This window comes from Actinomycetota bacterium, from assembly GCA_035640355.1.
In the GTDB taxonomy this organism is placed as follows: domain Bacteria; phylum Actinomycetota; class UBA4738; order UBA4738; family HRBIN12; genus CALGFI01.
Window position 1 is genome coordinate 38,871 of record DASQWI010000021.1, and the last position, 24,223, is coordinate 63,093.

Sequence of the window (24,223 nt, forward strand, 5' to 3'; positions counted from 1 at the left end):
AACCAGGGAGGCGCATTGGCCGAGGTTGACGTTCGGCTGGAGCGTGTCACCAAGGACTTCGGCGAGACGATCGCCGTCGACGATCTCTCCCTTGACATCGCCGTCGGCGAGTTCTTCAGCATGCTCGGACCGTCGGGTTGCGGCAAGACGACGACGCTTCGGATGATCGGCGGGTTCGAGGAGCCGACGCGGGGCACGATCTACCTGCGCGGCCGCGACGTCACCGATCAGCCGCCTCACAAGCGCGACGTCAACACGGTCTTCCAGTCGTACGCGCTGTTCCCGCACCTGAACGTGTTCGAGAACGTCGCGTTCGGCCTCAGGCGGCGGAAGGTGCCGGGCGACGAGATCGACGCGCGCGTGCGGAACGCGTTGAAGCTCGTCGATCTGGAGGGCTTCGACAAGCGTAAACCCGGTCAGATGTCCGGAGGTCAACAGCAACGGGTTGCGCTGGCGCGGGCACTCGTGAACGAGCCCCAGGTTCTCCTGCTCGACGAGCCGCTCGGCGCGCTGGATCTGAAGCTCCGCAAGCAGATGCAGCTGGAGCTGAAACGGATCCAACAGGAGGTCGGCATCACGTTCATCTACGTGACGCACGATCAGGAGGAGGCGATGACGATGTCTGATCGCCTCGCCGTGATGCGCAACGGGCGGATCGAGCAGGTAGGACCACCAGAGGAGGTCTACGAGAACCCGCAGACGCAGTTCGTCGCCGGGTTCCTCGGCGCATCGAACTTGCTGGAGGGCGAGCTCAAGGAGCAGCGGAACGGCACGACGTCGGTCCTGTTGCAGGGCGGAGATGTCGTCCACATGCCGACTGATCGGGCGCCGTTTCACACGGGCGTCGACGTGCTCGTGGGCGTCCGCCCGGAGAAGATCACCATCGCGCCGGAGAACGGCCCCGAGCCGGTCTCCGACTGGAACTCCGTCACCGGCCTGCTCCGGATGTCCACCTACATCGGCGTGAGCCACCAGTTCAAGGTGGAGGGGCCGGGCGGGCACGAGTTGACCGTCTGGGTCCAGAACCTGGGCTCAACCCCGGCCCCGAGGCCTGGCGAGCGCGTACGTCTTTCGTGGCAGCGAGAGCACACGTTCGCCGTTCTTCCGCAGGAAGGTGTGTCGATCGAGGAGGAAGAGGAATGACCGAACGAGGTGATCGGATCGTCGATCCCGCGATGATGCACGAGGTAATGCGGCGGCGCCTGACCCGGCGGAGCGTCCTCAAGGGCGCCGGAACCGGCATCGCCGGGTTCAGTCTCGCCTCGTTCCTCGCCGCGTGCGGTGGTGGCGACGGCGGGACCGGCGGTGACGGCGGGAACGGCGGGTTGGACGTGGGGCAGATCTACTCCGGTGAACCGGGCGACTTGGTCAACTTCGCGAACTGGCCGGCCTACATGGACCAGGCCAAGAACAACGAGGGGGAGGTGTTCCACCCGACGCTGCGCACGTTCACCCAACAGACCGGCATCCAGGTCAACTACGAGGACGTCATCAACGACAATGCGGAATTCTTCGGTCGTCTGCAGCCGCTCCTCGCCGCGGGGGACGATCCCGGCTGGGACATCATCGTGATCACGAACGGGCGGTACTTCACGACCCTCGTGGCGAACAACTGGGTCTACCCGCTCGATCCCGATCGGCGACCGAACTTCGACACGAACGCGGCGAGCTGGGCGAAAGACCCGTTCTACGACCCCGGCAACACCCACGGGATGCCGTGGCAGTCGGGGATCACCGGGATCTTCTACAACGGCGAGCTCGTGGACGGCGAGCTCACGAAGATGGACGACCTGGCGAATCCGGACAAGGTGGGAACGAACAGCATCGGGATGCTCGAGGGCGACATGCCCGACTGGGTCATGATCAACCTGGGCATCGACCCGACGGAGTCCGGGCCGGAGGAGTGGCGCGAGGCCGCCGACTGGCTCCGGATGCAGCAGGAGTCCGGGACCGTGCGGGCGTACTACGGAAACGACTATCTCCCCGAGATGCAACAGGGCAATCTCAATGCCGGGATGGCGTGGTCGGGCGACGTCCTGTACTCGAACGTCTGGCTCGGGATCGACGTGCACTTCGTATTCCCCGAGGGTGGTGCGCTCCTGTGGATCGACAACATGATGGTCCCGGCCGCCGCTCAGAACCCCGTTGGCGCGATGGAGGTAATGGACTTCTATTACGACCCCGAGAACGCCACGAAGCTGACGGAATGGGTGCTGTACATGTCGCCGGTCCCGGAAACACAACGTCTGATCGAGCAAGACGCTGCACGCGCAGAGGAGCAAGGGTTCAAGGGCTACGCGAACAAGCTCTACCAGACGGCTCGCAGCGAGTTCCTGTACCCGAGCGACGAGTTCATCTCGAGGACGTCGTTCGGGCGCGACCTGCGGACGCAGGAGGAGACGGAGGAGTGGGACTCGATCTTCCTGCCCATCTCGCAAGGCTGATCCGAACGGGCGCTCCGGCGTGACGACGCAAGCCGTCGACACACCGGAGCGCGCCGAGGAGGCCCAGAGCCGAAGGCTCAGCGCTCGCCGCCGCCTCGTCCCGTACTTCCTGTTGACGCCCGGTGGGCTGTATCTCACCGTCTTCTTCCTGATCCCGCTGGCGATCATGGTCTACACGTCGTTGCAGAGCGGTGGGCTCCTCGCCGGCGGCTTCTCGTTCACGTGGGAGTTCGGCAACTACGCGGATGTCCTGGGCCAGTACGAGCGGCAGTTCATCAGGTCGATCCAGTACTCGGCGATCGTGACCGCCGTGGCGCTGATCCTCGCGTATCCGCTCGCGTACTGGATCGCGTTCTACGGAGACAAATGGAAGACGTCGTTGCTGCTGTTGATCCTGGCGCCGTTCTTCGTTTCGTTCATCATCCGCACGATCCAGTGGAAGTTCATCGTCGGCGACCACGGGCCGCTTCTTGGTTTCCTGAAGGCTGTCGGGCTCCTCCCTGACGAATTCCGCCTGTTGGCGACGCCGTTCGCGGTTATCGCGGGCATCACCTACAGCTTCCTGCCGTTCACGGCGTTGCCTCTCTACGTCTCGCTCGAGCGCATCGACAAACGTCTGGTCGAAGCGGCGAAGGACCTCTACGCGAGCCGGTGGCAGGCATTCCGCCGCGTGGTGTGGCCGCTATCGCTACCCGGTGTGTTCGCGGCGTTCCTGCTGACGTTCGTTCCCGCGACGGGCGACTACGTGAACGCCGACGTGCTGGGCGGGCCGGGCACCACGATGATCGGCAACATCATCCAGACGAAGTTCCTGACCGAGCTCAACTATCCGGATGCCGCGGCCCTGTCCGTCATCCTGATGGTGGCGATGCTCGTCCTTGCGACCCTCTACGCGCGGATTCTCGGGACGGAGGACGTTCAACGCGCGGCGGGAGCGCAGGCGTGAGCGCCGTCGCCACCGCCACGCGACCGCTCGAGGAGCACCAGCGCGCGCCGCTCAACCGGCCGAACAAGCGGTGGACCCGGTTCATCCTGCCCGTGTACACGATCGCCATGATCCTGTACCTGTCGAGCCCGATCGTGACGATGATCCTGTACTCGTTCAACGACATCCCGGGCATCCGGCAGACCCAGACTCCTCAGTTCTGGGGGTTCACCCTCGACTGGTGGAAGAACGTCTTCAACATCCCGGGCTTACCGGACGCGTTCCGTCTCTCGCTGAAGGTCGCCTTCCCGTCGGCCGCAATCTCGACGGTGCTCGGAGCGTTGTTCGGTCTGGCCCTGGGGCGCTATCGGTTCCGAGGCGTTCGCGGTGTCGACTTCGTCATCTTCCTGGCCATCGCCGTGCCGGAGATCGTTCTCGGCGCCTCGCTGCTGTCGCTGTTCATCCTGGCCGAGGTCCCGCTCGGGTTCGGGTCGATTCTGCTCTCGCACATCGGGTTCTCGATCGCGTTCGTCGCCGTGACCGTTCGCGCTCGCGTTCAGGGCCTCGACCGAAACCTGGAAGACGCGGCGCAGGACCTGTTCGCGAGTCCGGTGACCGCGTTCTTCAAGGTGACGCTGCCGCTGATCGCGCCGGCGCTCATGGCCGGTTTCCTTCTCGCGTTCGTGTTGTCGCTCGACGACTTCGTCATTTCCAACTTCGTCGCGGGACAGGACTCCACGTTCCCCCTGTGGGTCTACGGCGCTCAGCGGATCGGGCTCCCGCCGCAGGTGAACGTGATGGCCACGATCCTGTTCGGCGCGGGGATCCTCGCGGCGATCGCCAACGTGATCGCCCAACGCCGCCGCGCCTGACTGCATCCGACCACCGCGTCGCGGGGCCTCGTGAAAACTTTCACAAGCGGGGGCTCCGGCGTCGAAATAGGGCCTCTGACCTGCGGAAACGTGTCGCCGCGGCTTTGACGTACCAACGAGCGCACGGATATACTCCCCACGCCGATGGCCCGGCCGCAACGAAGCGACGCATGGTCGGGCATGGGCGTTGGGTGGGCGATCACGAGCACGCTCATCGCGGGGATGCTGGTGATGGGCGCCCTTGGTTACCTCGTCGACGCCCTATTCGGGACGGAGCACGTGTTCACGGGGATCGGTTTCGTCCTGGGTGCCGCCCTCGGCGTCTACGCGGTGTACCTGCGATACGGGAGGGGGAGCGACGACGCTGAGGGTTGAGCCCGAGCGGGAGCTCGCGCGCAAGGTGCTTCGGTTCGTCCCGCTCGCCCTCGCAGTCGCCTTCTCGCTGGGGATGCTCGTCGAAGGCGCGGGGGCCGGCTCATCGGCGGCCATCGGCGTCGCCGTTGTCACCGCGAACTCCGTCGCCAGTGCGCTCTCGATCGCCTGGGCCGCGGGCGTATCACCGGCCGTTGTGTTCGCGGTCGCCATGGGAGGCTTCTTCCTGCGCATGACGGTCATCGTCATCGTGCTCGTCGGGCTCAACACGCTCTCCTGGTTCTCGCCCACGTCCTTCGCGCTTTCGGTCGTCCCGGCGACCATCGTGCTGTTGGTGTACGAGGCGCGCACCCTCTCGGGGCGGATGCAGGTCGATCTGTGGTCCTTCGAGGGACGGCGTTGATCGGCGCGGAGTTCGAACCACCGGGGACGGAGGACTTCCTCTTCCGTTGCTGGGGTTCGCCCATCTCGATCTTCGGCGCCAGCGTGTGTATCAACTTCATCACGTTTCTCGTGCTGATGACGACGCTGATCGTCGTCGTGCTGTTCTTCCTCGCGTTCCGCCGGCCCCAGGCCGTGCCAGGGAAGTTCCAGGCACTCATGGAGCTCGGCATCCAATTCGTCCGCGAGCAGATCGCGATACCCATGCTCGGCCCTACAGCCGCTCGCTACCTACCGCTGCTCACCTCCTTCTTCTTCTTCATCCTGATCGCCAACTTCTTCGAAGTGCTCCCCGGATTCAGCCTTGCCCCGACGAGCCGCATCGCGATCCCACTGGTGCTGGCCGTCATCTCCTGGGTGACGTACAACGGGGCCGGGATCGCCAAGCACGGCTTCCTCGGATACCTCCGACACACCTGCATCATCGAGGAGGCGCCGGGGGTGCTCCGCTACACGTTGCTTCCGTTGATCGAGTTCATCTCGAACATCGTCGTCCGGCCGATCACGTTGACCGTTCGTCTGTGGGCCAACTTCCTGGCCGGTCATTTCCTGCTGGCGATCTTCTTCCTTGGGACGATCTTCTTCCTTGTGAACGGTCCGAAGACGTGGATCCTTGTCCCGTTCTCGTTCCCTCTGGCCGTCATCCTCGTCGGCTTCGAGATCTTCGTTGCGGTCCTACAGGCGTTCATCTTCGCCATCCTCACCGCCTCGTACATCGGGCAGGCGGTGGCGGAGGAGCATTAGACAGGGAGGCTGCTGAATGTTCCAAGTCCTAGCTCAGGTCACCGGCGACCTCGACGCGATCACCTCGATCGGCAAGGGCCTCGTCATCGGCCTTGCGGCCATCGGGCCGGGCATCGGTCTGGGGATCCTGATCGGGAAGTCCGTCGAGGCGATGGCCCGGCAACCCGAGTACGCCGGACAGGTCCGGACGTACATGTTCATCGGCATCGGGCTGATCGAGGCGCTGGCTCTATTCGGCATCGCCTTCTCGTTCATCATCTGAGGGGCCGACGAATGTTCTCAGTCATCTTCATCATCCTGGCTCAGGCGGAAGAGCCCGTCGAGGAGCCCAGCGAGGTCGAGAACATCCTTCCGCACGCGAGCGAGCTCATCATCGCGGCGATCGGCTTCGCCATCGTGTTCTTCTTCATGTGGAAGTGGGTCTTGCCCAGAGTGAACGCATTGCTCGAGGACCGACGGACCCGGATCCAGGGCGACCTTGAACAGGCCGAGGAGACGCGCCGAACGGCCGAGCGTGAGCTCGAGGAGTACCGCAAGCAACTGGCAGGCGCGCGCGAGGAAGCGAACCGCATCGTCGAGGAGGCCCGACGAGCGGCCGACCAGATGCGCGCCGACCTCCAACAGCGCGCCGAGCAGGAGGCGCAAGCGACGGTCGCGCGCGCGCAGGAGGAGATCCGTGCCGAACGCGATCGCGTCTTCGAGGAGCTCCGCGGTGAGGTGGCGCAGATCGCCGTGGAGATCGCCGAGCGCGTGGTGGGGCAGGCGATCGACGAGACCGCGCATCAGCGGCTGATCGACGAGTACATCGATGAGCTGTCAGGCAGCGGCGGCCGGGGATCCGGGTAGGGCCATGGCCGAACGCGACGATGTACTTCGCGGGTACGCAGACGCGCTGTTCGCCGTGGCCGAGGCCGAAGGGGAGCTCGACACGGTCGAAGCACAGCTCTATGCGTTCGCGCGGATGCTCGAGCAGCAGGCTCGATTCCGCGAGGCGCTCGTGGATCCGGCGCTGCCGATCGAGAACAAGCGCGACCTGATCCGCGACGCGATCGGGAACCGCGTCAACCCGATCGCCCTGAACCTGCTGACGCTCCTGGTCGAGCAGGGGCGAGCACGCGAGGTCGAGACCATCATCGACACGCTGGCCCAAGTGGTGGCGGAGCGACGGCAGCGCGCCCTGGCCGAGGTTCGCTCGGCCGTGCCGCTCGACCAGACGCAGCGCCAACGCCTGCAAGAGGCGCTGTCGGAGGCCACGGGACGCCGGATCGAGCTCAGAGTGGTCGTCGACCCGACCGTGATCGGCGGCGTCGTCGCGCGTGTGGGGGACGAGATTTTCGACGGGTCCGTTCGGACCCGACTGGAAGAAGCCAAACAACACCTGTTGGTGTAACGGGGGTTCGGGGGGTAGCACAGCGAGCGAAGCGAGCGTTGTGCGAACCCCCGAGGGACAGTGGGGAGCTGGTGACGAAGTGGTAGCCGAACCGGAATTCGATCCGAGTGAGATCGCCCAGGCTCTCCGACGGAACGTCGAGAGCTGGAAGCCCTCGGTCGAGCGGGAGGAGGTTGGGCGCGTCATCGAAGCCGGCGACGGGATCGCGCGCGTCAAGGGCCTCCCCAACGCGATGGCCAACGAGCTTCTCGAGTTCCCCGGCGGTGTGCTCGGGCTCGCGTTCAACCTGAACGAGGACGAGATCGGCTGCGTCGTGCTCGGTGAGTCCGAGCACATCGAGGAGGGCGACCTCGTCAAGCAGACGCATCAGATCCTGTCGATCCCCGTGGGCGACGGATTCCTGGGGCGCGTCATCGACCCGCTCGGCAACCCGCTCGACGGCGTGGGGCCGGTCTCGGCGAAGGCTCGCCGCAACCTGGAGGTGCAGGCGCCGAACGTCGTGGACCGACAGCCGGTGAAGGAGCCGCTGGAGACGGGCATCACGGCGATCGACGCGATGACGCCGATCGGTCGCGGCCAGCGCGAGCTCATCATCGGCGACCGGCAGACGGGGAAGACGGCGATCGCGATCGACGCAATCATCGCCCAGCGGGACAACTGGGCGAGCGGCGATCCGAAGAAGCAGGTGCGCTGCATCTACGTCGCGGTCGGACAGAAGGCTTCGACCGTCGCCGAAGTGGTCGAGACTCTGCGGGACAACGGCGCGCTCGACTACACCGTCGTCATCAACGCATCGGCGGCAGACCCCGTCCCGTTCCAGTACATCGCGCCCTATTCGGGAGCTGCCCTCGGCGCACACTGGATGTACGAGGGCCTGCATTCACTTGCCGTGTACGACGACCTGTCGAAGCAGGCGACCGCGTACCGAACGCTCTCGCTGTTGTTGCGTCGCCCGCCGGGTCGTGAGGCCTTCCCCGGCGACGTCTTCTATCTCCACTCACGGCTCCTCGAGCGCGCCGCGAAGCTCTCGGACGAGCTCGGCGGCGGATCCCTCACCGCGCTGCCCATCATCGAGACCAAAGGCAACGACGTCTCCGCGTACATCCCGACGAACGTCATCTCGATCACCGACGGGCAGATCTACCTCGAGCCCGACCTCTTCTTCGCTGGAGTGCGCCCCGCGATCAACGTGGGCATCTCGGTCTCGCGAGTGGGCGGCAATGCGCAGATCCGCGCCATGCGCAGGATCTCGGGACGCCTACGCATCGACCTCGCGCAGTACCGCGCGCTCGAGGCGTTCGCGCAGTTCGGCTCTGAGCTCGACAAGGCGTCGCAGCAGCAGCTCGCGCGGGGCGCGCGCGTCGTCGAGATCCTGAAGCAGCCTCAGTACCGACCGGTGCCCGTCGAACGGCAGGTCGTGGCGATCTGGGTGGCGACAGGTGGCCATCTCGACGAGCTGCCCGTCGACGACGCGAAGCGGTTCGTCGACGAGTTCATCGATCACCTCTCCTCGCGGACCGACGTACTGGAGACGATCCGGACAACGGGGGACCTCCCCGAGGAAGCCGAGACCTCGATGAAGCAGACGCTCGAGGATTTCCGCCGTGCCTTCGAGCCCACCGAGGCCGGTCCGGGAAGCGCCGCTGCCGCCGGAGTTGGCTCTGCGCGCGACGCGCTTCGAGAAGACGTCGGATGGGATCGACTCTCGTCGGAAGGGGACGACGACGAGGGGCCGGACGTGGAGCCGCCCGGCCCGACGGGATAGCCGATGGGAGCCAAGCTCCGCGTCGTCAGGCGGCGGATTCGCTCCGTCCAGTCGACGATGAAGATCACCCGCGCGATGGAGCTCATCGCCGCCTCGCGCATCGTGAAGGCGCAGGAGCGCGTGTTCCAGGCGCGTCCGTACGCCGACCTGCTCACCGCCGCGATGGAGGACGTCGCCCGGCAGACCGGATCGCTCGTGCATCCGCTCCTGGAGGAGCGCGAACAACCACAGCGCGCAGGGGTGTTGGTGATGACGTCCGATCGCGGGCTCGCGGGCTCCTACAACGCAAACGTCTTGAAGCGCCTCGACGGCCTCGTTGACCGGATCCGGCGGGACCGCATGGAACCCGTGATGTACGCATCGGGCAAGAAGGCCATCGGGTACTTCCGGTTCCGCGGGATCCCCGTCGAGACGTCGTGGTCGGGCTTCTCGGAGGTTCCTCGCTACGACGCTGCGGCGGAGATCGGTGAGCGGTTGATCGGCGATTTCCGCGAACGCCGGATCGACGAGCTGCACACGGTCTACACGGACTTCCGCTCGGCGTTCACGTTCCGCGCGACGGACAAGCGCTTCCTGCCGATCGCGCCCGAGGAGGTCAGCGGGAGCGCCGAGCGCGCGCCGCAGGCCGAGTACATCTTCGAGCCGGAGCCTGCGGCGATCCTGGACGAGCTGCTCCCGCAGTACCTCATCACGAAGATCTTCTTCGCGCTGCTCGAATCGGCCGCCTCGGAGAACGCCGCGCGTCAGCGTGCGATGGCGGCGGCGACGGACAACGCAGAGGAGCTCATCAAGGTTCTGACGCGCCAGGCGAACCGCGCGCGCCAGGACGAGATCACCACCGAGATCATGGAGATCGTCGGCGGCGCCGAGGCGCTCGCGCAGGCGACGAGCGAATGACGAGAGTCAGAACAGGAGCATGAACATGGCTGACGAGGAACGTTCGGAAGGAAGGGTCGTGCGCGTGATCGGCCCGGTGGTGGACGTCGAGTTTCCCCCGGACGGGCTCCCAGAGATCAACACCGCGCTCACGGTCGACGTGACGCTCGGCGACCAGACCCAGACGATCACGTGCGAGGTCGCGCAGCACGTCGGCGACGGAATCGTGCGCGCGATCGCGCTCAGGCCGACCGACGGGCTCGTCCGCGGAGCACCGGTCACGAACACGGGCGGTCCGATCACCGTGCCCGTCGGCGAGGGCGTGCTCGGGCACGTGTACAACGTGCTCGGTGAGCCACTGGACGCCGAACCCTCCAGCATCGAGGCGTCCGACCGATGGCCCATCCACCGGGACCCGCCGCCGTTCGAGGACCTCGAGCCGAAGCAGCAGATTCTGGAGACCGGCATCAAGGTCATCGACCTGCTCGAGCCTTACGTGCAGGGCGGCAAGATCGGGATGTTCGGCGGCGCAGGCGTGGGAAAGACGGTGATCATCCAGGAGATGATCCGCCGGCAGGCTCAGCAGCACGGCGGCGTCTCCGTGTTCGCGGGCGTCGGCGAGCGCACGCGCGAGGGGAACGACCTGTTCCTCGAGATGACCGAGTCGGGCGTCATCAAGAACACCGCGCTGGTGTTCGGTCAGATGGACGAACCGCCGGGCGTGCGTCTCCGTGTCGGTCTCTCGGCGCTTACGATGGCCGAGTATTTCCGCGACGTCGAACGAAAAGACGTGTTGCTGTTCATCGACAACATCTTCCGGTTCACGCAGGCGGGTTCCGAGGTGTCGACGCTGCTCGGCCGGATGCCCTCGGCGGTGGGGTACCAGCCGACGCTCGCCGACGAGATGGGCGAGCTGCAGGAGCGGATCACCTCGACGAAGGGGCGTTCGATCACGTCGTTGCAGGCGATCTTCGTTCCCGCGGACGACATCACGGACCCGGCGCCGCACACGGCGTTCGCCCATCTGGACGCCACGACGGTCCTCTCGCGCGACATCGCCGCGCTCGGCATCTATCCCGCCGTCGATCCGCTCGACTCCACGAGCCGGATCCTCGACGCACGGTACGTTGGCGACGAGCACTACGCCGTCGCGCGTCGCGTGCAGGAGGTCCTTCAGCGCTACAAGGACCTGCAGGACATCATCGCCATCCTCGGTGTCGACGAGCTGTCCGAGGAGGACAAGGTCATCGTGGCCAGGGCGCGGCGGATCCAGCTGTTCCTGTCGCAGCCGTTCTTCGTGGCCGAGCAGTTCACGGGGATCCCCGGCAAGTACGTCCCGGTCGACGAGACGATCGCGTCGTTCCGAGCGCTCACCGAGGGCGAGTACGACCACCTGCCCGAGCAGGCGTTCCTCCTGGTCGGCGGCGTGGAGGAGGCCGTCCAGGCCGCCGAGAAGATGAAGCAGGCCGCGTAGCGGGGGTGGGGGTAGCAGTGAGCGAAGCGAACGTTGTGCGGACCCCCGGGTCGTAATGGCCACGCTCGACGTCCACGTGGTCACGCCCGAGCGCGAGGTCTGGTCTGGAACGGCGCAGATGGTCGTCGCGCACGGCGTCGAAGGCGATGTCGGGATCCTCGCCGGTCACGCGCCACTTCTGATCCGCCTGGCCAACGCCCCTCTTCGGATCCAGCGCGAGGATGGACGTTGGGAACGGACGGCCGTCGAGGGCGGATTCATGCACGTCACGAGCGGGGATGATGGAACCCGCGTCGACGTGCTGGCGTCCCAGGCTGGCGACGTCGCCGAGGCCGAAGCCGGGCGTTGAGGTCCCGGCCGGGCGAAGGTCTGGATCTAGGATCGTGCGTTCACCGGCGCAGTAGCGGTCGGCCAGGGTGGTTCTGAACGAAGGCTTGGGGAGCGGGCGCATGGATCGGTTGGTGGTCACAGGCGGAACGCCGCTTTCGGGCAGCGTTCCCATCGCCGGCGCCAAGAACTCGGCGCTGAAGCTCATGGCCGCCGCACTCCTCGCGCCCGGCCGTTCGGTGATCCACAACGTCCCCCGGATCCAGGACTGCGTAACGATGGTGGAGGTGCTCGAGCACCTCGGCGCGGCGCCCGCGTGGACCGATGGCACCCTGATGATCGACGCGACCGATGTCACGCCGCGCGAGACGCCGTACGAGCTCGTCAGTCGGATGCGCGCATCCATCCTCGTTCTCGGACCCCTCCTCGCGCGGTTCGGTTACGCGCGCGTCGCGATGCCGGGCGGGTGCAACATCGGTTCCCGCCAGATCGACCTGCACGTCCGGGGGCTGGAGAAGATGGGCGCGCAGTTCCACTCGGAGCACGGGTTCTTCGAGGCGACGGCACAAGGCCTCCGTGGCGCGGTCATCACGCTCGATTTCCCGAGCGTCGGCGCGACGGAGAACGCGCTCATGGCGGCGGTCGCGGCGCGAGGTACCACGGTGATCGAGAATGCCGCGCGCGAACCGGAGCTCGTCGACCTCGCGTCGTTCCTCACGGGGATGGGGGCGAGCATCGAAGGAGTGGGAACCCCGACGATCGAGATCGAAGGCGTGGACGCGTTCGAGCCCGTGGAGCACACCGTCATCCCAGACCGCGTCGAGGTCGGGACGTTCGCCATCGCGGCGTGCGCGACCGGTGGAAGCGTGGTGCTCGAGGGCGCGCGAGCCGACCACATGGATCTGGTCTTTTCCAAGCTCGCGGACGCCGGAGCGGACGTCTCCATCACCGAGGACGGTGTTGCGGTCTCGTTGCGCTCTCGTCCCAATGAGGTGGATCTCGTGACGTTGCCGTATCCGGGGTTCCCCACGGATCTGCAGCCACAGATGATGGCGTTCCTCGCGGGTGCTGACGGCACGAGCATCGTGACAGAGAACGTGTTCGAGAGCCGGTTCATGTTCGTGGATGAGCTCAACCGAATGGGCGCCGACATCCGAACCGAGGGACACCACGCGGTGATCCGCGGCGTCGAGCGGCTCTCCGCGGCGCCGGTTCGAGCGCTCGACATCCGCGCCGGGGCGGCGATGGTGATCGCGGCCCTCGCCGCCGACGGCGTCACCGAGATCGAGGACATGTACCACGTCGACCGCGGGTACCAAGACTTCGAGGCGAAACTGTCGATGCTCGGCGCCACTGCCCGGCGCGAACGCGAGTTGTCCGTCGCCTACTCGTGACCCGAGCGCGGCTCGGCGCGCTCCTGGTTATGGCGGGGGTTGCGTTCGCGACCGTGATCTCCCTCCAACCAGTGCGCGCGCAGATCGACGAAGACCGGCGCGTGATGATCGTGTTCGTCGCCGACTCGTCCTTCGAGGAGCTTCTGGCGATGCCCGATGTCGCATCGCTCGCCCGAGCGGGCGGTGCCGCGCTGCTCGCACGGTCCGAGCCGCTCGTTGACATCCTCCACGCCGGCGCCGGACGCGGCGTGGTGAGAACGATCGTCGGTTCCCAAGTCGCCGAGGGGGACCTCGCGAACCTCGTCGAGCGAGCCGTCCTCGGAAACCTGTTCGTCCAACCCGACGAGGTCCTCGTGATCGTCATCGGAACAGACTTCGGCGACCCATCGCCCGCCGCTGAAGGTGGCATCGTGCTCGCTGCCGGCGGGCTCGGTGAGCCCGGCGACGTGTTCTCGGAGACGGGCGAGCAGGGCTCGCTCACGTCGGACTCGACTCGTCGGGACGGCGTCGTCCTTGGGGACGACGTTCGGCCGACCGTAGCCGCGTACCTGGGTACAAACGCTGACCGTGGATCCACCGCCGGCGAGCCGATCCGGATCATCGAGGGTCCGCCGCCGTATCAGTTGTACGAGCGCTACCTCGCGCAGCGGCGACTGTACGTGCCGATCGGGACCGCCGCCGCCGCGTACGTGATCGGTGCGGGCCTGTTGGCGATCGGTCTGCTCGCGCGGGGAGCACGGGTGCCGGTCGCGTGGCGTCGCGTGATGGGGTGGGCCTCACTCTCCGTACCCATGCTCGCGACCGGGCTGCTCGCTGCGGGTCACCTTCCGGAGCTGTCGTACGCGACGGCCGTGCCGATGGTGGCGATCGTGACGGTGTTCGGAACGATGGCGTTCTCTCCGCTCGAACGCGCGGAGACGACGCTCGTGCCGTTCGGCATCGGCATCGCCGTCCTCATCGCGTTCGTCCTCGAGGCGGCGTCCGGATGGGCGGGGATGCTGACGCCGCTGCTCGGCGGGTCGCAGCTCGACGGGGGGAGGTTCTACGGGTTGCCGAACGTGGCTCTCGGTTTGCTCGTCGGCTCTTGTCTGTGGGTGGCGCATCGTCTCGGCACGCTCGCCGGATTCGCGTTGCTCTGCGGCGCAGGGCTGTTCGCGGGCCTACCGTTCATCGGCGCCGACCTGGGCGGAGCGGTCACGTCGTTCGTCGCGGCCGGACTGTGGCTCGCGGTTCGCGAGCGCGACCGGCTGGCGATCGCGAAGGGGGCCGCCGTCACGGTGGCCGTCACCGCGATCGGGACGGCCGTGATCCTCGTGAGCCACGCGCTCTTACCGTTCGAAACGCACGTGACGAGGTTCGAGAGCGACACGAATGGCCTCGGCGGAGTGACCCGCACGCTCGTCGAGCGTCTCGAGGCCGGGGTCGACCTCATCGCTCGCAACCCCGCGGCGCTGATCCCCGTCGTCGGTCTCCCCATCGCGTTGTTCGTCGCGCTCCGGCCGCCGCCGCCCATCCGCGCCACCTTCCGGCGATGGCCCGCGTGGCGCGACGCCGTGGTCGTGACGTTCGTCGCCGGGGTCGTGGCCTATCTCGTGAACGACACCGGACCGGCCGCCGCAGGACTCTTCTTCGGGCTCGGCCTGGGAGGAATGGTGGGCGTGTCGCTTCTCGCACCCACCGGCAAGATGGGGGCGGAATGAGCGCTGACCTTCCTGGGCCGGATCTCGATCGAGTGCCGCCGCGACCGGACCGGCTCCCCGTCGGTCCGACACACGAAGACGTCACGCGTCTCCAGTCGCGACCGCGCGCCACCTGGACGCCGTGGGAGGCGATCGCCGTGTACGTCGTCGCGTTCATCCTGGGAGGGATCACGACGATTCCGATCCTCGGTTGGATCGAGAACGAAGACCTCGCCGTGCTGTCGGCGAGCGCCGTCGCCTCGATCGTGATCGCCGGCACGCTCCTGGGGTGGCTCTCGGCAAGGCACCCAGACTGGCGCGACATCCTGGGGTTCCCGGCTCGACGCGAGTGGTGGGCCGAGATCCGTTCCTCGATCGGGTTCGGTCTCGCGCTGTACCCGGCGATGGTGTTCGTGGTGGGGGTGATCCTCGCGCTGCTTCTCGGCGTCATCTCCGGTGAGCCCGTCGAGGCGCCCGAGCAGGTGCCGTCCGAACCGTCGACCGCGACGGTGATCGTCACCGTCGTCTACGGGATCGTCATAGCGCCGCTGAGCGAGGAACTGTTCTTCCGCGGCGTGCTGTTCCGCGCGGTGCGCGATCGCTACGGCCTGCTGAGCGGGCTGCTCGCGTCGGGGGTCGGGTTCGGCCTCATCCACTTCCTCGACGCGGACTGGCAGGACGCGTTGTTGCTGATCGGCGTGATGTTCTTCAACGGGATCGCGCTCGCGTGGTGGTACGAGCGGCGAGGAACGATCCTCGCTCCGATCGTCGCGCACGTGGTGTTCAACGTCATCGGGCTGACGCTGATCTACACGCTTCGGTAGCGGCTAGCGAAGCTTCGCTGCCAGCGCGTTCGCGTTCATGTACGCGATCGCCTCGATCGTGACCATGGGATTCACTCCGGACGCGTTCGGGAACGACGAAGCGTCGCAAACGGAGATGTTTCGAACGTCCCACGTCTCGCCGTCAGGCCGGCAGGCCGACGATTCGGGCGTCGATCCCATGCGCGCCGTCCCCATCTGATGGAACGAGTAGAACGCGCACTGCCCCGCCCGCCAGCCGCACGCGTCGGCCTCGGCAAGGAACCGCTCGCGGCTGCCGCGTCCCGGCTCGTACGCGATGTCCTTTGAGTGGACCGAGTGGATTCGCCGGGCGCCGGCCGCCTCGAGGATCCGCGCCGCGCCGTCCACACCGCGGCGCACGTGTTCAACGTCGTAGTCGGACAATCGGTATCGCGCGATGGGGTCGCCGCTCCGCCGCACACGGACCTCTCCCGCTCCGCGATCCCGAAGGAGAACGCCGATGACGCCGGCGTTCGGCAGTGCGCGAACGAACTCCGCGTGGTCCGCAGCCCTACGCCACGGCGCGAACCCGACCATGAGCCCTGGGTGGAGCGCCGTCGTCTCGTACCTGACGCCGTAGCCGTCGTGTAGGTCGCGCAGCTGGTCCGAGTAGAGGGCCTGGATCGTTCCCTCCCACGGGCGGACTTCCTCGTCGAAGACGCCGAGGAGTCCCGTGACCGGATGGAGCCGGAGATGCCGGCCGATGTTCGCGTTGCGCAGGCCGGACCGCCGCAACAATGCGGGTGTGTGCAGCGAGCCCGCAGCGGCGACCACCGCACGAGAGCGGACGGCAACACGGTGACCTTCTCGCGTTCTCGCAATGATGCCGGTCGCGGCGCCGTTCGCCAGCGTGACGCGTTCCGCGCGCGTCCCCACCACGAAGCGAGCGCCGGCCGCATGTGCGTCGGCGAGCCACGTCTTGACCGTCGACTGCTTGGCTCCCACCCGACAGCCGAAACCGCAGTAGCCGCAGTCGGCGTCCTGCGTGCACCCCAGAACGTTCCGGGGCATCGCCTCGACGTGCCAATCGAGCGACTCCAACCCTCGGCGCATGATCTCGTCGCGACTGGACGCCTTGCCGTGATCCAGGTTGACTCCGAGGCGAGCGCAGACCGCGTCGAGAGCGCGCGAGAACTCCTCGCCGGCGAACGCCGTCACGCCGGATCGGTGTGCCCACTCGTGTCTGACCTCTTCCGGCGTTCGGAACGACGTGGTGTAGTTGACGACCGTTCCGCCGCCGAGACAGGCGCCCGCCAGGATCCCCACGCTCTGGTCGTGCGTCGCCGTCGCGCCGCCTTGCAGGTACAGCGTCAGCCAGCCGCGGAGCTCGTCGCCATCGAAGTCAATGTCGTCGTAGTGATGGCCGGCTTCGATGACGATGACGTCGAGACCCGCGGCGGCGAGGACGCCGGCGGCGGTCCCGCCGCCGGCGCCCGAGCCCACGACACACACGTCACACTCGAGCTCGACATCGCGCTCGACGGGAAGCGGGACGATCGACCGTTTTCGGGGCGCATCTTCGGCTGGGCGTCGCGGCCCTGGGTAGCCGAACCGCGCCGTCACCGGGTTCGGACCGCCGTCTGGGGCGGGCAGCATGTGGTACAGCGCGAGGATCGACTTGCGGAGCGACTGGAACGCCGCTCGTCGCGCCGCGATCCGGCTGTCGCACCACGAAAGGAGCACGCGTTCGCGTTCCGGCAACGAGAGCGACGTGAAGCGCCGGCCGCGTTGCCACTCCCACACCGAGAGCAGCACGCGGAGCTGCGTCCGTTCACTCGGACTCAGATTCGCGTCGGCGGCCTCGATGAGCGTCTCCGGAACGCCGAGCTCAGACGCGGACGGCCGTCCGTCCAGCGGCGGCGCGAACGTGTCGCAGATCGCGCCGAGCGTCCGTCGCTGACCGCTGCTGAGCCTCACCGGAGCGCATCGTCCGCGCGGGCGCTCCGGCTCGTCAACCGGCTGCGGCTCGGTCACGTCGGTCGACGAGCTGCGGGTACGCTTCCGGCGTGGACCTCGTCGCCGGTGTGCTGAGCGGCGATCCGCGTTCGATCGCCCGGGCCATCTCGATGGTCGAGGACGGAGCCGAGGGTCTCGAGGAGCTCTCAAAGGGACTGTTTCCGCACACCGGTCGCGCGTGGACGATCGGTCTCACCGGTTCGCCGGGCGTGGGAAAGTCCACGCTCGCCGCGCAGCTCGTCCACGAGGCACGTCGGCGTGATCAGACCGTCGCGGTCCTGGCGATCGACCCGACGTCGCCGTTCACCGGAGGCGCGCTTCTGGGCGACCGCGTTCGGATGCAGGCACACGCGACCGATCCCGCCGTCTTCATCCGCTCGATGGCCACGCGCGGGCACCTCGGCGGCATGGCGCTCGCCGCGCCGGAGGCCGTTCGCATCCTCGACGCGGCCGGTCGGGATCGAATCCTGGTGGAGACGGTCGGCGTCGGGCAGGCGGAGGTCGACGTCGCAGCGGCGACCGACACGACGCTCGTCGTGGTCGCGCCCGGGTGGGGCGACCAGGTGCAGGTGGCGAAGGCCGGCATCCTCGAGATCGCCGACGTGTTCGTGGTGAACAAGTCCGACCGCGAGGGCGTGGAGGCGGCGATGCGAGATCTCCGTCAGATGATCCACATGGGCGCCGAGACGCCGTGGACTCCGCCGATCGTGAAGACCTCATCAACGGAGGCAGACGGCATCGGCGAGCTGTGGGACGCGATCGAGGAACACCGAACGTACCTCGAGACCTCGGGCGAGCTCGACCAGACGCGTCGAGCTCGTCTCCTACGCGAGGTCGAGACGCTCACAGCCGAACGCCTCCGTGCCGGTGCGCGCGAGCTCCTCACTTCGGACGTCGCGCTGGCCAACGACCTTGCGGAACGGCGGGTCGATCCGTATCGAGCCGCGGCTATCCTGGCCGAGAGGGTTCCGTCCGAACGCTGATCGGGAAAGGCCGCGAAGGATGGTCGAGCAACGCGAGCGGCGCCGCGCGAGTGACACCAACGACGACGAGCGCGAGCGCCTGACGCTCTCCGGCGAGCCGGTCGAAACGGTGTACACCGCTGAGGATCTGGAGGGCTTCGACCCGGAGACACAGCTAGGCCGTCCCGGAGAGTTTCCGTTCACGCGCGGGGTCTATCCGACGATGTATCGCGGCCGGTTGTGGACGATGCGCCAGTTCGCGGGGTTCGGGACGGCCGCCGACACGAACGCGCGCTACCGGTTCCTGCTCGATCGGGGGCAGGGCGGACTGTCGGTCGCGTTCGACATGCCCACGTTGATGGGACGTGACTCGGACGACCCGCGCTCAGAGGGCGAGGTGGGGCGTTGCGGGGTGGCGACGGACAGCGTCGAGGACTTCGCCGAGCTCTTCGCGGGCATCCCCCTCGGCGACATCACGACGTCGATGACCATCAGCGGACCGGCGGTGATCGTCTTCGCGTACTTCCTGGCGGCGGCCGAACGTCAGGGCGTGCCATGGGACCGACTGGACGGAACGCTCCAGACCGACATCCTCAAGGAGTACATCGCCCAGAAGGAGTGGATCTTTCCGCCGCGGCCCCACCTGCGCCTCATCGGCGACCTGATGGAGTTCTGCCTCGAGCGCGTCCCCAAGTTCCACCCGCTGAGCGTCTCCGGGTACCACATCCGCGAGGCGGGGGCGAACGCGTGGCAGGAGCTCGCCTACACGCTCGCCGACGGGTTCGCGTACGTCGAGCTCGGTCGGCAGCGTGGCCTCGACGTCAACCGGTTCGCGCCGGGCCTGTCGTTCTTCTTCAACGCTCACATCGACGTGTTCGAGGAGATCGCCAAGTACCGGGCCGCGCGGCGCATCTGGGCTCGGTGGCTGAACGAGCGGTACGGCGCGACGGATCCAAGCGCGATACGCCTGCGGTTCCACACACAGACGGCCGGCGTGTCGCTCACGGCACAGCAGCCGATGAACAACGTCGTCCGGACGGCGATCGAGGCGCTGGCAGCGGTGCTCGGGGGGACCCAGTCGCTGCACACGAACGCCCTCGACGAGGTGCTCGCGCTCCCGACCGAGGAAGCGGCGAAGCTCGCGCTGCGGACGCAGCAGATCCTCGCCCACGAGACGGGCATCCCGAACGTGATCGACCCGCTCGGCGGTTCGTACTTCCTCGAGTCGCTGACGAACCGGATGGAGGGACTCGCCGAGGCCGAGTTCGCGCGGGTCCTGGCCATGGGGAACGGCTCGATGCTCGACGGCGTGCTCGCGGGGATCGACCGCGGGCACTTCCAGCAGGAGATCGCGGAGTCGGCGTTCCGCGAGCAGGAGCGATACGAGCGGGGCGACCTGATCAAGGTGGGCGTCACGGACTTCGTCGAGCCGGATCAGCCGATCGAGACCTTGGAGATCCCGCCTGAGATCGAGCGCGCGCAGATCGACCGGGTGACGGAGCTCCGCTCCAGGCGGGACGGCGACGCCGCCGCGGCGGCGCTCGACCGGCTACGCGGCCGGGCAGCGACGGAGGATTCGAACCTGGTCGAGCCGCTCGTCGACTGCGCCAGGGCGCTGTGCACCGAGGGAGAGGTCGTCGAGACGCTCAAAGCAGTGTTCGGCGAGTACACGGAGACCCCGCGGTTCTGAGCCAGTTGCGTCGACTATCTGTTGCACCAGACTGCAGGTAGGGCGTACTATCCGTCGACGGAAGCGCTTTCTCGCGTCATGGCGACGAGGTGGGGATGCTGGCGGAAGACGGACTCGGCTTCGGGCTGCTCGTTGCGGGATTCTGGTTCGGGTTCCGCCACGGGATCGACTGGGACCACATCGCGGCGATCACCGACATTACCAGCTCGCAAGAGGACCGCCGTGACTCGATACTGTTCGGGACGCTGTACGTCGTAGGCCACGCGTGCATCGTTCTCGCCCTCGGCGTCCTTGCGATCGTCGCGGGCGAACGTCTGCCCGAGAACGTCGACGAGTTCATGACCAAGGTCGTGGGCGTCACGCTCGTGGTCCTGGGCGTGTACGTGTTCGTCTCGCTGATCCGTCACGGGCGCGACTTCCGTCTGCGGAGCCGCTGGATGCTGGTGTTCTCCGGGGTTCGGCGGGGGGCGTGTTGGGCGAGATCGAAGGTCGGCAGGGGCACCGCTTCGGGTACGGTCGTCAATGGCGGCGGGTCCGACGAATCGACCGATCCGTCCGACTGGCACCACGGCCACCATGGTCGGCCGGGGCATCACCATCACGCGCGACCAGAACACGACGATGCCTTCGCCAACTACGGCAAGCGAACGTCGTTCGCCGTCGGCATGTTGCACGGGATCGGGGCCGAGACGCCGACACAGGTCATCATCTTCGTGACAGCGGCGGGGGCGGGCGGCAGGGTGGCTGGCGTCGCCGTCCTTGGCGCGTTCATCGTGGGCCTTGTCTCGTCGAATTCGGTGATCACGCTTGGGTCGGCCTTCGGCTTCCTCCGAGCGTCCAAGAACTTCGCGATCTACGCCACGGTTGCGGTGATCACAGCGGTGTTCAGCCTGGCGATCGGGACGCTGTTTCTCATCGGCAAGGACGCCGTTCTTCCGGCGGTCTTCACTGGTTAGCGGGCTGGCCGCCCCTTCACTACGTCGCTGCCAGCTCGCGACCGCAATCGGCGCAGAGACCTCCGATGGCGAAATGCGTCAGGTCGGGGTGGAACCCATGGTGCCGCTCGATCAGCCGAACGAGCGCACCGGCCTCGTCCATCGAGAGGTCGTCCTCGGCGCCGCAGTTCGAGCACGTCAGGTGGACGTGACCGGCCTCTTCGGCGCGGTGGTATTCGGCGCCGCCCTCGAGATGCGCGTGCGCGAGCACGCCGACCTCCTCGAGCAAGGCCAGGGTTCGATAGATCGTGGAGGCGTTCACGCCGGGCATCTCGCCCTGGACGGTTCGCGCGAGCTCGGTGGGAGAGATGTGTCCCTGCGTCCGCATGATCTCCGCGACGATCGCCCGGCGCTGCGGCGTCATGCGAAGGCCTCGCTGGCGTAGAAGCTCGATCACGTCGGTTCGGGGAAGGGCCACGTCGTCGAGGTTAGCATCCTGTTGCAGGTGCAAATCGACGGATGTGCTCACGGCGGCGGCAGGCCGAGAGTTCGAGCGGCCCACGGCAGCGCCGTCCGGGCCTGCCGGAGCTGAACCGCGCGGACGTTCGGCCACTCGGTTATCGCCGGCTGACCGGCGTGATAGCAGAAGTACGACGCGACGACCGACCCGAGGCCCGGCGGGACGTCGGGCGCGACGTCCTGCGGTGGGGGGCCGCCCTCCGCGTGGAGACTCGGCAGCCACGCGGCGATGTCGAGCCACCGGTTGCCCACGCTCGTCCAGTTCCAATCCACGAGAGCGGCGCGACCGTCTGGGCGGAAGCAGATGTTGTCGCTGCGCACGTCGAAGTGCAGGAGCTCGCCGCCGTCGAGCGGCGCCGTTTCGGCCGAAGCACGCAACGCCGGGAGCGCGTCTGATAGCCAGTCATCCGAACAGAGGCCGAGGCGAAGGAACGGCTCGGGGTCGCGCTCGATCTGGCTCCAGCACCGACGCAGTCCGAGATGGTCGTCGGCGGCTTTCGGAAGTCCAAGCGGCGGCGGCGACGCCGCAACGTCGTTGAGGCACCGAAGGACCGAGTCGATCCGATCTGTCGACCACGGCGGAGGCCACACCGCGCTCGAGAGATCCTCGAGCGCGAGGACCGGCTGCTCACCGTCGTCGTGGAAACCGATGAACCGAGGCATGAACGCCGCACCCCGCAACGCGGAATACGTCGTGTGCTCGTCGCGGATCCAACTCGCGGTGAGCTCGTCGGTCGCCACCTTGACGAACGCCGTGGGGCCGTCGTCGAGGGTGACGACCCATCGGCGGGCGGGGGTGTATCCGCCGTCGGTGACCTCGCGCCACGCCGCCGGTCGCCCGAGTCGCCTCAGGGCTTTCGTGACGTTTGCAACCTCGCCGGCCGTCGGTTCCATTCGGCCGAACGCTAGCGCGGGACCGTCTGCGAGGATAGGCGCGCCATGGGCGACTTCGTGCGTGTCGAACGCGACGACGCAGTCGCGACGATCAGGATCGACAGACCCCCGGCGAACGCGTTGTCGCGCGAGGTCGCCGTCGAGCTGTCCGATGCGGCGCGGGCCGTCGCGGCCGACGACACGCGCGCGATCGTGATCTGGGGCGGAGAACGTATCTTCGCTGCCGGCGCCGACATCAAGGCGATGGCCGACCTCGGGCCGAACGAGATCACGTCGCACCTCGGCGCCCTCGAGACGGCGTGTCGAGACATCGAGGCCATCCCCAAGCCCGTGATCGCGGCGATCAACGGCTTCGCTCTGGGCGGCGGCTGCGAGGTGGCGATCTCGTGCGACCTTCGATTCGCGGCGAACGACGCGCGGATCGGTCTCCCGGAGATCCGCCTCGGCGTCATTCCCGGCTCGGGGGGCACGCAGCGATTGCCACGGTTGATCGGTCTCTCCGCGGCACGCCGCCTGATCATCTCCGGTGACCACGTCACGGCGGACGAGGCGTTGGCGATCGGGCTCGTCGACAGGGTGTCGCCGCGTGCGGAGACCTACGCGGCCGCCGTCGAGGCGGCTCGTGTGTATGCCGGAGGGCCCACGCGAGCGTACGCGGCCGCCAAGCGCTCGCTCGCGGCGTCGCTCGGGACGGACCTCGATAAGGGGCTCGGGATCGAGCGTGAAGCATTCGCCGAGCTGTTCTCGACGGGGGATCAGAAGGAAGGGATGCGCGCGTTCCTCGAGAAGCGCGACCCGACGTTCGAGGGGAGATAGCGGTGAGGGTGAGGCAAGCGCGGCCCGAGGACGTGCCGTCCCTCGTGGCGCTGTTCCAGGAGCTCGACCGGATGCAGGCCGACTGGCGGGTGTTCACGCCGCGCCCGGGCTTCTACGACGAAGTGGGCGCCAAGTACCGCGAGGCTATGAACAACCCAGATGCGGTGGTGCTCGTGGCCGAGGACGACGAGGGCCCGGACGGCGAGGTGGTCGGCATGGCGTACGGCGAGGCGAGGGTCCCCTCCCGCTTCTCCGACGAGCGGGCGCTCGAGCTCTCGGGCGTGGTGGTCCGGGCGGGGTTCCGGGGCCGCGGAGTCGGTCGGGAGCTCGTGGCCGAGGCCGCTCGGTTCGCCTCGGAACGGGAGATCGACTGGGTGGAGCTCAAGACGTTCGCGCCGAACCGCGGGGCGATGGAGTTCTGGGAGGAGCTGGGCTTCGAGGCCCGGGTCATCCAGCTCACCGCCCCCACGCGGGCGGTCCTGGACAGCCTTGTCGAGCGCTGACGTTCGACTTGGGCCGTCCTGGGCCGCCCTCGGGCGGTTTCGGGTGCCTCGGGAACGAACCGGCGCCCTCCGCGGTTCGAATAGCTGAGGACCAGGTCGGGGGACGGGTCCTGAGCTGAACCGAGGAGAGAGCATGAGCGAAACGGCCTACCGCGGAGCCCGCGTCCGCGAACTCCCTCGGGCGAACCGAACGTACTCGGGTGATCGAGTGTGTGCGGCCGAGGGCTGCAGTACCAAGCTGTCCATCTACAACAAGTGGAACTTCTGTTGGCAACACGAGCCGGTACACGAGTACATCTCGCGCGGCAAACGCCGTAGCCGCAAGGAGATGGAAGCCGCGTAACGGTTCCGAAGACAGTAGAAGTGCGGCCGCACTCGCGTGCGTCCGGCCTAAGAAGAAGGT

Annotated in this window: 25 protein-coding genes and 1 pseudogene; 23 read left to right on the forward strand and 3 right to left on the reverse strand. The window is 67.4% G+C overall.

All coding sequences use genetic code 11. From position 1 onward, the window contains the following. Positions 1-15: 15 nt before the first annotated feature. The 17 genes and pseudogenes from VFA08_11330 (at position 16) to VFA08_11410 (ending at position 15,527) form a co-directional block, all read left to right on the forward strand. Entirely contained in the window at positions 16-1,143 is a 1,128-nt protein-coding gene (locus VFA08_11330; GenBank protein ID HYZ14175.1) for an ABC transporter ATP-binding protein, read from the forward strand. Further along, the gene (locus VFA08_11335) at positions 1,140-2,444 is read left to right on the forward strand and encodes a spermidine/putrescine ABC transporter substrate-binding protein (GenBank protein ID HYZ14176.1); all 1,305 of its coding nucleotides are present in this window, start codon (positions 1,140-1,142) and stop codon (positions 2,442-2,444) included. The genes VFA08_11330 and VFA08_11335 overlap by 4 nt, the downstream gene beginning before the upstream one ends. A 19-nt stretch (positions 2,445-2,463) precedes the next feature. Beyond that, positions 2,464-3,390, forward strand: coding sequence for an ABC transporter permease (locus VFA08_11340; protein ID HYZ14177.1), 927 nt, complete (start codon positions 2,464-2,466; stop codon positions 3,388-3,390). Further along, positions 3,387-4,241 carry an ABC transporter permease gene (locus VFA08_11345; protein ID HYZ14178.1) on the forward strand — a complete coding sequence of 285 codons (855 nt, stop codon included), beginning with the start codon at positions 3,387-3,389 and terminating at the stop codon, positions 4,239-4,241. Before VFA08_11340 ends, VFA08_11345 begins: the two co-directional genes overlap by 4 nt. A gap of 144 nt (positions 4,242-4,385) precedes the next feature. Next, positions 4,386-4,616 (forward strand): AtpZ/AtpI family protein, encoded by a 231-nt coding sequence (locus VFA08_11350; GenBank protein HYZ14179.1) that lies wholly within the window; start codon positions 4,386-4,388, stop codon positions 4,614-4,616. 25 nt (positions 4,617-4,641) lie between these two features. Beyond that, the gene (locus VFA08_11355; GenBank protein HYZ14180.1) at positions 4,642-5,016 is read left to right on the forward strand and encodes a hypothetical protein; all 375 of its coding nucleotides are present in this window, start codon (positions 4,642-4,644) and stop codon (positions 5,014-5,016) included. Beyond that, on the forward strand, positions 4,992-5,798 hold the full coding sequence (gene atpB, locus VFA08_11360; GenBank protein ID HYZ14181.1) for a F0F1 ATP synthase subunit A: 807 nt from the start codon (positions 4,992-4,994) through the stop codon (positions 5,796-5,798). The genes VFA08_11355 and atpB overlap by 25 nt, the downstream gene beginning before the upstream one ends. A 16-nt stretch (positions 5,799-5,814) precedes the next feature. Continuing rightward, positions 5,815-6,060, forward strand: a complete 246-nt coding sequence (gene atpE, locus VFA08_11365; protein ID HYZ14182.1) for a F0F1 ATP synthase subunit C — start codon at positions 5,815-5,817, stop codon at positions 6,058-6,060. 11 nt (positions 6,061-6,071) lie between these two features. Next, the gene (gene atpF / locus VFA08_11370) at positions 6,072-6,644 is read left to right on the forward strand and encodes a F0F1 ATP synthase subunit B (GenBank protein ID HYZ14183.1); all 573 of its coding nucleotides are present in this window, start codon (positions 6,072-6,074) and stop codon (positions 6,642-6,644) included. Between the two features lie 4 nt (positions 6,645-6,648). Continuing rightward, complete coding sequence (gene atpH / locus VFA08_11375) at positions 6,649-7,188, forward strand: ATP synthase F1 subunit delta (protein HYZ14184.1); 540 nt, start codon at positions 6,649-6,651, stop codon at positions 7,186-7,188. A gap of 79 nt (positions 7,189-7,267) precedes the next feature. After that, positions 7,268-8,800: pseudogene (gene atpA / locus VFA08_11380) on the forward strand (F0F1 ATP synthase subunit alpha). 156 nt (positions 8,801-8,956) lie between these two features. Further along, positions 8,957-9,850 carry a F0F1 ATP synthase subunit gamma gene (locus VFA08_11385; GenBank protein ID HYZ14185.1) on the forward strand — a complete coding sequence of 298 codons (894 nt, stop codon included), beginning with the start codon at positions 8,957-8,959 and terminating at the stop codon, positions 9,848-9,850. A 25-nt stretch (positions 9,851-9,875) separates the two neighbouring features. Further along, positions 9,876-11,303, forward strand: coding sequence for a F0F1 ATP synthase subunit beta (atpD, locus tag VFA08_11390; GenBank protein HYZ14186.1), 1,428 nt, complete (start codon positions 9,876-9,878; stop codon positions 11,301-11,303). Between the two features lie 55 nt (positions 11,304-11,358). Then, positions 11,359-11,652 carry a F0F1 ATP synthase subunit epsilon gene (locus tag VFA08_11395; protein HYZ14187.1) on the forward strand — a complete coding sequence of 98 codons (294 nt, stop codon included), beginning with the start codon at positions 11,359-11,361 and terminating at the stop codon, positions 11,650-11,652. 100 nt (positions 11,653-11,752) lie between these two features. Beyond that, entirely contained in the window at positions 11,753-13,024 is a 1,272-nt protein-coding gene (gene murA / locus VFA08_11400) for a UDP-N-acetylglucosamine 1-carboxyvinyltransferase (protein ID HYZ14188.1), read from the forward strand. Further along, on the forward strand, positions 13,021-14,724 hold the full coding sequence (locus VFA08_11405) for a hypothetical protein (protein HYZ14189.1): 1,704 nt from the start codon (positions 13,021-13,023) through the stop codon (positions 14,722-14,724). Before murA ends, VFA08_11405 begins: the two co-directional genes overlap by 4 nt. Further along, positions 14,721-15,527: a type II CAAX endopeptidase family protein gene (locus tag VFA08_11410; protein HYZ14190.1), complete on the forward strand. Its 807-nt coding sequence runs from the start codon at positions 14,721-14,723 to the stop codon at positions 15,525-15,527. The genes VFA08_11405 and VFA08_11410 overlap by 4 nt, the downstream gene beginning before the upstream one ends. 3 nt (positions 15,528-15,530) lie before the next feature. On the opposite strand, the gene VFA08_11415 is transcribed toward VFA08_11410, so the two are convergent. Further along, the gene (locus VFA08_11415) at positions 15,531-17,462 is read right to left on the reverse strand and encodes a GMC family oxidoreductase N-terminal domain-containing protein (protein HYZ14191.1); all 1,932 of its coding nucleotides are present in this window, start codon (positions 17,460-17,462) and stop codon (positions 15,531-15,533) included. An 89-nt stretch (positions 17,463-17,551) separates the two neighbouring features. Between VFA08_11415 and meaB the strand changes: the two genes are divergently transcribed. The 3 genes from meaB to VFA08_11430 all read left to right on the forward strand — a co-directional run bounded on the left by meaB (position 17,552) and on the right by VFA08_11430 (position 21,109). Beyond that, complete coding sequence (gene meaB, locus VFA08_11420; GenBank protein HYZ14192.1) at positions 17,552-18,484, forward strand: methylmalonyl Co-A mutase-associated GTPase MeaB; 933 nt, start codon at positions 17,552-17,554, stop codon at positions 18,482-18,484. Positions 18,485-18,503: 19 nt separating this feature from the next. Next, a complete protein-coding gene (locus VFA08_11425; GenBank protein ID HYZ14193.1) occupies positions 18,504-20,153 on the forward strand; it encodes a methylmalonyl-CoA mutase family protein in 1,650 nt (549 codons plus the stop codon). 95 nt (positions 20,154-20,248) lie between these two features. Continuing rightward, complete coding sequence (locus VFA08_11430; protein HYZ14194.1) at positions 20,249-21,109, forward strand: hypothetical protein; 861 nt, start codon at positions 20,249-20,251, stop codon at positions 21,107-21,109. 19 nt (positions 21,110-21,128) lie between these two features. Here the strand turns inward: VFA08_11430 and VFA08_11435 are convergent, their stop codons facing one another. Beyond that, positions 21,129-21,512 carry a transcriptional repressor gene (locus tag VFA08_11435; protein HYZ14195.1) on the reverse strand — a complete coding sequence of 128 codons (384 nt, stop codon included), beginning with the start codon at positions 21,510-21,512 and terminating at the stop codon, positions 21,129-21,131. A 101-nt stretch (positions 21,513-21,613) separates the two neighbouring features. Next, positions 21,614-22,501 (reverse strand): aminoglycoside phosphotransferase family protein, encoded by an 888-nt coding sequence (locus VFA08_11440; GenBank protein ID HYZ14196.1) that lies wholly within the window; start codon positions 22,499-22,501, stop codon positions 21,614-21,616. 45 nt (positions 22,502-22,546) lie between these two features. Between VFA08_11440 and VFA08_11445 the strand changes: the two genes are divergently transcribed. From VFA08_11445 to VFA08_11455, 3 genes are all read left to right on the forward strand, one after another. Then, positions 22,547-23,317, forward strand: coding sequence for an enoyl-CoA hydratase-related protein (locus tag VFA08_11445; GenBank protein HYZ14197.1), 771 nt, complete (start codon positions 22,547-22,549; stop codon positions 23,315-23,317). Positions 23,318-23,319: 2 nt separating this feature from the next. Beyond that, positions 23,320-23,820, forward strand: a complete 501-nt coding sequence (locus tag VFA08_11450) for a GNAT family N-acetyltransferase (protein ID HYZ14198.1) — start codon at positions 23,320-23,322, stop codon at positions 23,818-23,820. Positions 23,821-23,953: 133 nt separating this feature from the next. Continuing rightward, on the forward strand, positions 23,954-24,163 hold the full coding sequence (locus tag VFA08_11455; protein HYZ14199.1) for a hypothetical protein: 210 nt from the start codon (positions 23,954-23,956) through the stop codon (positions 24,161-24,163). Positions 24,164-24,223 lie beyond the last annotated feature (60 nt).